General features: G+C 72.3%; 6 protein-coding genes. All 6 read right to left on the bottom strand.

Going from position 1 to position 11,366, the window contains the following annotated elements; all coding sequences use genetic code 11:
- Positions 1-95: 95 nt before the first annotated feature.
- The 6 genes from F1C12_RS02940 to F1C12_RS02915 all read right to left on the bottom strand — a co-directional run bounded on the left by F1C12_RS02940 (position 96) and on the right by F1C12_RS02915 (position 11,290).
- Positions 96-6,002 (bottom strand): Ig-like domain-containing protein, encoded by a 5,907-nt coding sequence (locus F1C12_RS02940; protein ID WP_185277361.1) that lies wholly within the window; start codon positions 6,000-6,002, stop codon positions 96-98.
- A complete protein-coding gene (locus tag F1C12_RS02935; RefSeq protein ID WP_258046089.1) occupies positions 5,999-7,423 on the bottom strand; it encodes a serine/threonine-protein kinase in 1,425 nt (474 codons plus the stop codon). Before F1C12_RS02935 ends, F1C12_RS02940 begins: the two co-directional genes overlap by 4 nt.
- Positions 7,424-7,611: 188 nt before the next feature.
- On the bottom strand, positions 7,612-8,448 hold the full coding sequence (locus F1C12_RS02930; RefSeq protein WP_185277359.1) for a PP2C family protein-serine/threonine phosphatase: 837 nt from the start codon (positions 8,446-8,448) through the stop codon (positions 7,612-7,614).
- Positions 8,445-9,716 carry an FHA domain-containing protein gene (locus F1C12_RS02925; RefSeq protein WP_185277358.1) on the bottom strand — a complete coding sequence of 424 codons (1,272 nt, stop codon included), beginning with the start codon at positions 9,714-9,716 and terminating at the stop codon, positions 8,445-8,447. The genes F1C12_RS02930 and F1C12_RS02925 overlap by 4 nt, the downstream gene beginning before the upstream one ends.
- 70 nt (positions 9,717-9,786) lie before the next feature.
- On the bottom strand, positions 9,787-10,512 hold the full coding sequence (locus tag F1C12_RS02920) for a cache domain-containing protein (RefSeq protein ID WP_185277357.1): 726 nt from the start codon (positions 10,510-10,512) through the stop codon (positions 9,787-9,789).
- Entirely contained in the window at positions 10,505-11,290 is a 786-nt protein-coding gene (locus tag F1C12_RS02915; protein ID WP_185277356.1) for a FadR/GntR family transcriptional regulator, read from the bottom strand. The genes F1C12_RS02920 and F1C12_RS02915 overlap by 8 nt, the downstream gene beginning before the upstream one ends.
- Positions 11,291-11,366: the final 76 nt, after the last annotated feature.

Here is an 11,366-nt window from a genome sequence, read left to right as displayed (position 1 = left end):
GGAGCCTCTCTGGATGTTCGCGCTCGGGGTCTGCGCGGTGGGCGGGAGCAGCGCGGCGCCTGCGCGCACGCCGTCCTCAGTATGCCTGGCGTCGCTCATGGCATGCCTGAGGCTGGATACGGGGTGCTGTACGTGTCGCCATTGGCGTAGACCTTCACCATCAGGGTCGGGTTCGCCGCGCCAGGGGGTGCGACGCAGACCGCGGTCGACCCGACGGCCGGCATGTCGATCTCGGGACCGCCGCAGCTGTACGTCACACGGCTGTACCCGGAGCCGGTCGGCCAGCTCGTCCAGCTGAAGGTGCCGGTGGCCGCGTCGAAGCGCTGGCCGCCGATGGCCGTGCTGACGGCGACGCCCAGCTGCTTGGTGAAGTTCTGCTGCGTGCAGAGCTGGCTGCCGTCGGGGTAGGTCTCGCAGATCTGCGTGATGCTCAGTGTGAGCGGCATGCCGTAGTGCGCTCCGGGCGCCCCGGAGACGGTGCCGCTGGTGCCGGTGAGCTGCCCGCTGTCCACCACGGCGCCGCCGCCGAGGAGCTGGTAGCTGATGACCGGGCTGGACCCGCTGCCGGTCTGGTAGTCGACCGTCGCCTGGTAGTCCCAGGTGTCGTTCGAGCTCGGCGTCGGGCCGGTCACGGTCACGCCGCGCACCGTTCCCGGCTGGAGGCGCTGTGTGGCGGAGACGACGGCGCTCGCGGTGCACCCCTGGCCGTTGTAGGCGTAGACGACGAAGTTGTAGGTCTGGTTGGCCTGCAGGCCGCTGAAGGTGGCCTGGCCGCCCTGGGTGTGGATGAAGGAGGACGACTCCGGGTCGACGTGCAGCACCGGGTTGCCGCTTTCCACTCCCGTCACGCTGCAGCCCGGCTGGGCTCCGCCCTGGAAGACGCCGGCGTAGTAATCGGTGATCGCCTTGCCGTTGGGGCCGAAGACGCTCGGCCAGGACAGGGTGGCGCTCGATCCGTCCGCGTTGTTCGGCGCCGCGCTCGGAGCCGTCCCGGTCAGCACAGGGGCGCCGGCGGGCACACCGCTCCCCGAGGTCTGGTTCCAGGTCGTCCTGCCCTGGTAGAACGCATTGCGGCTCGCCACCGTGAACCCGATCGCCGCGCCGTTCGCGATCCCCGGGTCCGTGACGTTCAGGGCGTAGCTGCCGCTGTCCGCCGGTCCGACCTGGACGGCGTTGGTGATGCCGCCCACGGTGACGAGGTACGACGTGATCGGGCTGGCCCCTGGAGCGTCGGCGGGGCGGTTCCAGGTGATCCGGAGCCCGTTGTTCAGCGGGGTGGAGCCGACGTTCGCCGGAGCGTTCGGGATCACGTCCGACCACACCGGCTCGACGTAGTTCGTCGGATCCGACAGCCCGAGCGCATTGCGGGCCTGCACGGCGAGCACGACGGCGTTCTGGGGCCCGTTGCCCGGCGTGGTGATCGCGCACACCGTCGTGGTGCACTGCGTGGTGCCGAGGACCGCCCCGGTCGCCGCGCTCGACATGGTGACCTGGAAGCCGGTGATCGGCGAGTTGTTGAACGCGCCGGGCGTCCAGCTCAGCGTCAGGCTGCGGTCGCCGATGGCCCCGATCTGCACATTGGAGACCGGCGCGGGCCGATCCTGGACCGAGACGGTGACGGTCCCCCAGGTGTAGCGGTCGGGGTCGTTGGTCGCGTCGGCGACCTCGTACTGCAGAGTGGTGTCCTGCGGGGCCGCCGTGGCCGACACCGAGACCTGCAGCACCGCGTTGTCGGAGCTCGGCGTGATGCTCACGCCGTCGGGGAGCGCTCCGCCCAGCCCGCGCACTGCGAGCACGCGCAGCGGCTTGCCAGGGAACGGGTTCGTCGCGGCGTCGTTCGCCAGCACGTCCACCGTCGTCGTCTGCCCGCGCGGCGCGATCACCCGGTCCGGCTGCGGGCTGGCCAGCGGCCGCGTGGATGGCACGACGTTGAGATCGATCCGGCCGGCCTGGCCGGCGTTGACGGCGTCTTTGACGCCGATCGAGATCGAGGGCGTGCTGCCCTTCGCCACGTCGGCGCCCACCGAGATGGTCAGCTTCTGCCCGGAGAGCGAGAGCGAGACCCCGTTGGGTCGCGGGTTCTGGATCGAGTACTGGAGCTCGTTCTGGTCCTTCGCGTACGGGTAGCTGGTCAGCTTGGTGAGGTCGACCGTCTTGGACTGGCCCGGCTCGAAGTCGATCAGCGCACCGGTGAACACCGGGGGCTGGTTCTCGCGCGGCGTCACGTCGATGGGCAGCACGATGGTCGCGACGTTGCCGTTCGGGTCGTTCGCGCTGCTGCCGTCCGTCACCTGGAACGAGATGCTCGCCGGGCCGAAGTACCGGGTGGTCGAGGTGTACTGGAGGGTGTCCGAGTTGACCACCAGGTCGTCGCCGTTGGCGTGCGTCGCCCGCACCGTCGCAGCGTCGGTCAGCTTCACCTTGCGGCCGCCGATCGCCACGATGTAGTCGTTCAGGTGGATCGTCAGCGTCTTCTCGCTGACCACGGTGAGCTTCGGCGCCCCGCGCTTGAGCTGCGGCAGCGCGTCGTCGTAGCCGGGGACCCGCACGAAGCCGTACCCGGCGACGGACTCGTCCTCCGGGTTCGCCACCTTGAACGGGATGATCTGGCTCTTCGCCGCGATCGTGACGTGCAGGCGCTTGCCTTGTGTGACCGTCGCCGTGCCTCCGTAGCCGGACACCACCGAGAGCTTCAGCGTCGACACCGGGCCGTCGGCGAAGAACACGTTGGAGAGCACGTTCACGTCGACCGTGCTCCGGCCGAGGATGTCGGAGAGTCCGAGCACGGTGTCGCTCACCACCGGCCGCGCGGGAGGCGCGTTCTTGTCGACGGTGACCCGCAGGAACGCCTGACTGGTGCCGCCCTGCTCGTTCTGGATCGTGTAGAGGAACCCGTAGGCGCCCTCTTGCTGCGGAGCGGTCACCACCACGATGTCGCCCTGGATCTTCGCCTTGGCCTTGCCGTCCAGCGAGGTGACGGCTGTCACGCTGAGCGGGCTGCCGTCCGGGTCGGAGTCGTTCGCCAGCACCTGGACGTTGAGGGTCCTCCCCGGCCGCGTCGTGACGTCGTCCTCGACCGCGACGGGGTTGCGCGCGCCTCCGACCCGCGGCGCGATGCCGATCCGCACGGTCCCGGTCGCCCGGGCGCCGAGCGCGTCGACGACCGCGTAGGTGAAGGTGTCGGTGCCCGCGGCGTAGGCGCCGGCCTGGAAGTCCATCCAGTCCGGTCCGGAGGCGACGACCGCGCCCTTCTGCGGGTTGGTCTCCTGCCCGATGAACTGCACGGAGTCGCCGTCCGGGTCGATGCCGGAGAGCGGGATGGTGACGCGCACCGTGTCGCCGGCGAGCACGCGGGCGGTCACGGTCTTCGGGACCGGCGGGTTGTTCGTGGCCAGGTCGCGCTCGCGCACGGCGATGTTCACCTCGGCGGTGGCCCACTGCCCGTCGGCGCCGTAGACCCGGTAGGCGGCGACGTAGTTGCCGGGCTTCGACGGCGCCAGGTAGCGCAGGTGGTCGCCGGAGGCGAACAGCAGGCCGGCGCCGGCCGGGAGCGGGGTCGCGAGCGTCGGGTCCAGCGTCAGCTTGTCGCCGTCGGGCTGGATGTCGTTGGCGAGCACCGGGATGTCGACGGTGTCGCTCACGCGCACGGCGACCGAGTCCGGCACCGCGATCGGCGGCTGGTGCACGGTCAGGGGCGGGAGCTGGATCACCGTGACCGTGCCCTCGGCGTCCGCCAGCCCGTTGCTCAGCCGGTAGTGGAAGTCGACGGGGGCGGCGAGCGGCCGGGTCAGCGAGACCCGGAGGGTCCGCTGCTGCAGGATCTGCACCTTGACGCCGGTGGACGCCGCGGGGTCCGTCACCCCGGTGACCAGCAGCACACCCCCGGAGGGGTCGATGTCGGTGGAGAGCACGTCGACGTCCTGCGTGGACTGCTCGCGGATGAACGCGGTGTGCGGCACGGCGATCGGAGTCGTGTTCGCCCCGGGCGGCGCCTTCACCTCGACCCGCACCACGCCGGTCGCCGTGATCACGCCGTCCGTGACCGAGTACTCGATGTTGTGCGTGCCGGCCTGGTCGGAGTCGAACCGGAACGTCCCGCCCTGGTAGTCCGGCGTGATCGTCGCGTCCGCCTTGGAGGGCACCGTGCTCAGCCGCACCACTCCGTTGCCGCCGCGGACGTGGTCGAGCGGGCGCACCGTCGTCTCCTGGCCCTGGTACGCCACGACGGCGAAGGGGTCGGCGATGATCGGCACCTGGCCCGGCGGCTGCACCGTGACGGCGAGCTGGCCGGCGCCCTCCGCGCGGCCGTCGGAGAGCACGAGGGCGACGTCCTTGAGCCCGCCGCCCTGGCCGTGGTCGGAGTAGGCGACCTGGCCCTGCGGCGTGTAGGTCACGGTGTCGGGCGCTGGAACCGAAGCGCCGGCCAGGTAGAACGGGTCGCCGTCGGGGTCGTAGCACTCGCTGAGGGTGGACGTCGTCACCCGGCCGCCGGCCTGGACGACGGCCTTGGCCGGCCGGACGCAGACCGGAGGCGAGTTCTCCTGCGGGGTCCGGACCGTCACCGTCACGTGCGCGGTCGCCGTGCCGCCGCGGCCGTCGGAGATCGTGTAGTCGAACCCGAGCGAACCGCTCGCCGTCTCCGGGAGCGTGATCTGCAGCAGCTGATCGGAGTTCGTCAGCTCGATCGTCCCCTGGCTCGCGGGGATCGCGGTGAACGAGTCGATCGTCAGGACGTCGCCGTTCGGGTCGTAGTCGTTCAGCAGCACAGGGAGCGGGGTCACCCGGCCGGGGCGGGCTCCGAACTGGTCGTCCACCGCGACGGGCGGCTGCTCCTGCTTGGCGTACTGGGGCGTGGTGTCCTGCTTGGACTGGTCCACCAGCTCCTGCGTCGTCTTCTTGGAGACCAGGTCGTCCCAGTTGTCGATGCGGGTGTTCCCGCTCTGCACCGCCCAGGAGACGCCGGATCTGACGTCGTTGAGGACCACCCGGTCGCGATTGACCCGGAAGGCGAGCGCGGCGCCGGACGGCACCTGGCTCAGCGTGCTCCGGGTGCCGGAGGACGGGGTCGAGCAGGTGTGCCAGGCGGCGCCCGAGTTCCAGGCCGTGTACGCGCAGCCGCCCACCACGACAGGGGCGGCGGGCGCTCCGGACACCGTGCCGAGCACGCGCTTGGGCGCTGTGCCGTCGAGCGGGACGCGGATCAGGCCGCTGGAGGTCGCGATCCAGACCGCGCTGCCGTCGGCCGACGGCGCCTGGAGGATCGGATCGGAGTCCTCGCCGAGCGCCGCCGCCAGGTCGATCGCGCGCCCGGACACCCACAGGGTCTTCTCGTCCGGGTCGAACAGCGCCCACTGGCCGCCCGCGGAGGTGAGCTGGATGTGCGCGCCCGCCCCGCGCGTCGGGACCCGCTCGGTGGAGCTGGCCGGCTGCTGCCCGCCGAGGTCGACGCGCACCATGCTGCGCGTGCCCGGCTGGTAGGCGAACAGGACGCCGGAGGGGTCCATCGCGCCGACCGCGCGCCCGCCCAGGTCCATGGTCGGCGCCGACCCCGAGTTGAACTGCTCGAGCTGGGACACCGAGGTCAGCCAGAGCTGGCCGGTGGTCTGCGACAGCATGGCGACGTGGTCCCCCGCCACGGCGACCTGCGGCGACCGCGGCGGCAGCGCCACCGACTTGCCGGCCTGCGCCGTCGCCGGATCGACGACGGCGGCCGTGTTGGCCTCCTTGTCCAGCAGCAACACGTTCTGGCCGTCCTGGACGACGTCGAGCGCCTCGCCCGTGCCGGGGACGATCGAGTTCAGCGAGTCGATCTGCGTGTTCGCCCGGCCGAGCGCCTTCTTGGCGTCGCTGGCCACCCAGACCGCCGCGTCGTTGAGCTGGAGGTGCTGGGCGCTGTAGCCCCCCGACACCACCGCGAGCGTCGCGACGACCGCCGCGACCACGGTCCCGCTCAGGGCGGTGGCCGCGATCGACTTGTGGGCCAGGAGCCAGGCGCGGATCATGGCGAGTCGGTCCTCTGGACGCACTTCTGGCCGCTCGGCGAGCCGGTCTTGCCGTCCCGGTTCACGGTGATGGTGACGCACACCGTCTGGCCCGGCTTGGCGTCGACGCGGAACTCCGTCGCGCGCTGGCTGCTCGGCGGCTGGTCGTCCACCGTCACCTGGTAGCTGTCACTGCTCTCCAAGCCCGGGTCGCTCCAGGTGAAGACGATGGTGCCCTGGCTCACCCGGCCGCTCAGGTCGCGCACGGTCGGGATGTCGCCGGAGGCGTTCGCCCGTACCAGCACGACGGCCGCCGTGACGGCCAGCACCACGACGAGGGCCGCGCAGGCGATCAGCGCGCCGATGAGCGCGCGCGAGATGCGCGCGGGCGGCGCGGGCGGGGAGGTCGGCGCGCTGCCAGCGCCGGACTCCCGGACGATCGTGCGCGTCGGCGCCCGGGTGGATGCCACCGCCGCGGGCGCGGCACGGCGCCTGCGCCTCCGGACCGAGCCGGGGTCGACGGCCATGACGCCCTTGACGCGCGTGCGCTCCTCCGGATCGTCGGCCGTGGCCAGCGCCCAGTCGTCCATCGCGACCTCGATCGGGGTCTGCGGCAGCCCGAGCTCGGCCTCCACCGACTGCAGCTCGCGGATCAGCTCCAGAGCGCTGCGCTGCCGGGCGGACGACTTGCGCGACATCGAGCGCATCAGGATCTGCTCCAGCCGCGGCGGGACGTCCGGGCGGGCGATCGGCTGCGGGCGGCCCTTGGTGATGCGCTGGATCAGCTCGGCCGAGGTGTTCTCCTTGCCCGGCTGCTCGAACGGCGACCGGCCGGCCAGCAGCGAGTAGACCGTCGCGCCGATCGACCAGACCTCGCTGGCGACCGTGCCGCTGGTCTCGTCGAGCAGCACCTCAGGGGCGGACCACGGGATCGAGAGACCGATCGCCTCGGTGACGTCCGCCTCGCTGAGCGTTGCGGCGATGCCGAAGTCGCTGAGGACCGGGTGCCCGTAGGCGGTGGTGAGGATGTTGGACGGCTTGATGTCGCGGTGCAGCACGCCGGCGCGGTGCGCGGTCTCGACCGCGCTCGCGATCCGCACGCCGATGCTCAGCACCTCCGGCACCGGCAGCGGGTCGGAGCGGTAGCGCTGGCCGATCGCCGACGAGCACAGCTCCATCACCAGGTACGGCCGGCCGTCCGAGGAGACGCTCGCCTGATACACCGTGAGGATCGAGGGGTGCGTGCTGAGCTGGGCCATCAGATTGGCCTCGGCCTGGAACATCTGCTTGACCTGGCTGGTGACGACTTCGGCCAGCATGACCTTGACCGCGACCTGCCTGCGCGGCATGTTCTGCTCGTACAGGAACACGTCGGCGAAGCCGCCCGAACCGAGCACCCTGACGTACGAGAAGCCAGGGAGGTTCGGCGGCTGTGAAGGCAAGCGCCGAGCCAAGCAGCTCCTCCCGTCTTCGGCCGTTCGCGTTCGCGGGGGCGAAAGCGTTTGTCAATTGTAGGCAGCCCGCAGAGGGCCTCAGGGGGGTCCGACCCCCACTGGGGACAACTCGATTACCCCCAACTCGGGGGGCACGAAGGGAGGGGGGGCCAGGACCCTCTGTGGCGGAGCCCCCGTCAGTGCCGGCGCGCGGCCCGGCGCGGGAATCCTTCGCGATGCGAACCGCTCTCGGGCGTGGCGAGCACGTCGACGACGACCACGGTCACGTTGTCGCGCCCGCCGTTGCCGAGCGCGGCGTCCATGAGCTGCTGCGCGGCGTCCAGCGGGGAGCTGCCCTCGCCGAGGTAGTAGCGAATGCCGTGCTCGGTGAGCTCCTTGGTGAGCCCGTCCGAGCACACCAGCAGCCGGGAGCCCGCGACGATCGGGAACAGGAAGTAGTCGGGCACCGGGTCCTCGTTGAACCCGACCGCGCGCGTGATCACGTTGCTGTGCGGGTGGACCTCCGCCTCCTCCGGCGTGATCGCCCCGGCGTCCAGCAGCTCCTGCACGATGGAGTGGTCCACCGTGAGCTGCTCCAGCGTGCCGTCGCGGAAGCTGTAGACGCGCGAGTCGCCGATGTTGAACACCAGCCAGTACGGCGCGCCGTCCGCGAGCGTGAGCGCGATGCCGGTCACCGTGGTCCCGGTGCCGAGGTCGGTCTGGCCGACGCCGCGGCCCATGTCGCCGACCGCATCGCGCAGCGCATCGGTGAGCGCCGTCTGCGTGACGAAGTCGACGCGCACCTTCTCCGCCAGGCGGGTCACGACCGCGGTGCTGGCGAAGTCGCCGGCCGTGTGGCCGCCCATGCCGTCGGCGACCGCGAAGATCGGCGAGCGCGCGAGGAGGCTGTCCTCGTTGACGCTGCGGCGGTAGCCGGTGTCCGACAGCGCCGCCCAGGACAGGCTGATGCGCGCGTCTGCGCCGCCCGGCACGACCACGGTGTGGCGCCGGTTGGTGCGCCCGATCTGGGTCACTCGCGTCCTTCTTCTCGACGGTCCGCTTCCGGCAGCGGCCGCGGGGTCCCCGTGGTGCCGCCGGCCGGGACGGCGGTGATCTCGATGATATTACCGTCGCCGATCTCCACAACCGTGCCCGCGAGGACGACGGTGGACTCCCCGGGGCGCAGCCGGTCGGCGCTCCCGCCCGGCCGGTGAACGCGCGTGCCGTTGGTCGAGCGGAGGTCGGTGACCACCACGGCGTCCCCCGATCGCTCGATGCGGACGTGGGTGGACGAGACCTCATGCTCGGGCGACTGCACCGCGACCAGGCGCGGCGTGACGCCCGACTCCACGCGCTGGAGGGCGGGCTTGCGGCCGATCACGATCGGAACGTCGAGCTCCATGATGTCCCCCGGGACGACGCGGACGGCGAAGCGCTGCGGCGGCGCGGCGGGCTCCGGCTCGTCGGCCGGCGGCGGAACGGCCCCGGGAAGCGGCGGCCGGCCGATTCCGGGCGTGTCGCGCAGGTCGGGGCGCTCGGTCGCCGCGCCGGGCTCCTCGATGTCGACGGCGCCGGGCAGTTCGTGGGCGGCCGGGACGGGCTGGACGACGGGCGCGGCCTCCGGGGACTCCGCCAGGCCGGCCGTCGCGGGGGCGTCGGCGTCGTCTGCACGCGAGAACAGGCTGGAGCTGCGGTTGCGCTCCCGGATGATCGTCTCGTCCAGCTCGGTGAGCGGAGGCTCGGCGCCGGGCCGCGCGGAGCCCTCGACCGCGGGAGCCTTCCGGTCGGCGGTGCGCTCGACGCGCTCGATCGGGGAGTTCGACCAGGTCAGCAGCTCACCGTCGACCACGCCGAGACCGATCGGGAGGGAGCCGATGGCCAGCCGCGCCACCGACCCGGTCGGGAGGTCGTCCCCTCCGACGGCGAGACCGGTCACGTTGCGGAACTCCGCCAGCACCCAGGGCTGCACTCCCCCCGAGCCGAATCGCCGCGCGCCGCCGACCGAGAACACGTCGAGCGCGGCGGAGCCGCGCACCACCGCCGTCACGACGATCTCGCCCGCGGCGTTCGGCTCGCTCAGCTCGGCGACCGCGAACGAGCGCACGCTGTCCGGCCCGGCGAGCGGGAACGCGCCGACCACCGACTCGATCGTGGCGAGGTCGGAGTCGGCCAGCCACCACACCGCATCAACGATGCTGTCGGCGGCCGTGCTCTCGACGCAGGCGACGAACCGGCGGCCGGCTATCAGCAGCCAGCGCGACGGGCCCGCGGTCGGGGCGTAGCGGGTGAAGCCGGGAGTCACCGCGGTCCCTCCTGGTCGACGATGGACCGGGGCTGCTCCCCGATGCAGGACGTGACTGGTCGTACCGATGTTAGACCAGGCGGAACGGGGTGCCGGCGCAGCGGACCGCCCCGTCGCCCGCTTCGACGACCGCGCCGACGAGCACGGACGGGTCGGTGGAGACCATCGCCCGGCCGGCGTCGTTGACCAGCACGACGGGGCGGCCCGCTGCGAGCATGGCCGGCAGCAGCTCGCGCTCCAGCCGCTTCACGTAGACGTCGACGCCGACCACACCGATCATCCGGCCGCCGCGCTCGACCGGCGAGGTCACCGTGACGATGTAGTCGCACGCGCACAGGTGGTCGACGTAGGGGCCGGTGATGTGGGTGCGGTGGGTGGACTGCGGGATGCTGTACCACTCCAGCGAGCGGAAGTCGCGCAGATAGTCGGAGTACGACCGGGACGCCAGATCGAGCCGGCTCGGCTCGGAGGTCGAGCCGAACACCGGGTTCTCCTCCAGCGGGCCGAGCCACCACGAGAAGTGGAGGTCGTCGCCGCCGGTGAACTCGGGCGCGGCGATGAAACCTGCGCCGACCAGCAGCGGGTCGTCCTCGCGCAGCAGCGGGATGACCAGCGCGCCGACGGTCGAGTCGAGCGCGGCAGGAGTCGTGGTGGACGCGCTCCCCGCGCCGTCGTCCCCGAGGATGGCGTGTCGCCAGCCGCCGAGCGAGTCCTGGATGCGGGCGAACAGCGCGCTCACCCGCTCGGCCGCGGCCGCCACGCCGGCGTCCGTCTGCGTCCCGGCGATCTCAGCCATCGATCGTCCCTCCCGTCTCGATCCGCGCCCTCGCGGACAGCAGCCAGCGCGCGACGCCGGCCAGCAGGGCGCTGACCTCCGCGCGCGCGGCGTTCCCGTCGCCGGCGGCGACCGCGTCCGCGATCACCCGTGCGGAGTCCGCCGTTCCGGCGCGGAGTTCCGCGTCGCGCATCCCGAGCCAGAGCAGCGGGCCGAACTCGGCCTGCAGCCGGATCTGCTCGCGCACCAGCCGCGTCGACTGGCTGAGCACGGCGAGCTCCAGCAGGAAGCCGCCTGCGTTGCGCCTGGCAGCGGAAGGCCCGCTGAAGTCGGCGGCGTCCAGCCAGGCCGCGAGCCGCGCGTCGTCGGCGGTGGTCGAGCGCTCGGCGGCGCGATCCGCGCAGCCGGCCGCGATAGCCGTCACGTAGACGGCGAGGTCGCTCAGCTCCACCTGCGAGAAGCCACGCAGCCGGGTCGCGAGCAGCGCCTCGTCGCCGTCGCCCGGGTGCACGACGAAGGAGCCGCCATCGCGGCCGCGCCTGGTCTCGACCAGGCCCGCCTCGCGCAGCATCCCCAGTCCCTCGCGCGCCGTCACCAGCGCGACCCCGAACCGGCGGGCGAGCTCGGCCTCGCTGGGCAACCGCTCCCCGGGTGTCAGCACGCCCAGGACGATCGCGTCGGCGAGGCGCCGGGCGACCTGCTCGGCGCGGCCGGCGTCGGAGAGCTGCGCGAACACGGCGTCCCGCGCCCCTGGCGCCGGCCGGGTCGTTCCGGCAGCATCGCGAGTGGAGGTGGTCACGCCCCCACGATATCCCGGTCCAATCATTCGATATAGGATGAATCACCGACGGACAGCGCGCGCGACCGTCCGAGCG

Origin of the sequence: Leifsonia shinshuensis, assembly GCF_014217625.1 — a bacterium.
Taxonomy (GTDB): domain Bacteria; phylum Actinomycetota; class Actinomycetes; order Actinomycetales; family Microbacteriaceae; genus Leifsonia; species Leifsonia shinshuensis_A.
The sequence above is the reverse complement of the archived record's forward strand: the minus strand, read 5'-3'. Positions and strand labels throughout refer to the sequence as shown.

Bases quoted from the DNA above. Each gene is read 5' to 3' on its own strand.
- F1C12_RS02940 (WP_185277361.1), bottom strand. From the start codon at position 6,002: ATGATCCGCGCCTGGCTCCTGGCCCACAAGTCGATCGCGGCCACCGCC.
- F1C12_RS02920 (WP_185277357.1), bottom strand. From the start codon at position 10,512: ATGGCTGAGATCGCCGGGACGCAGACGGACGCCGGCGTGGCGGCCGCG.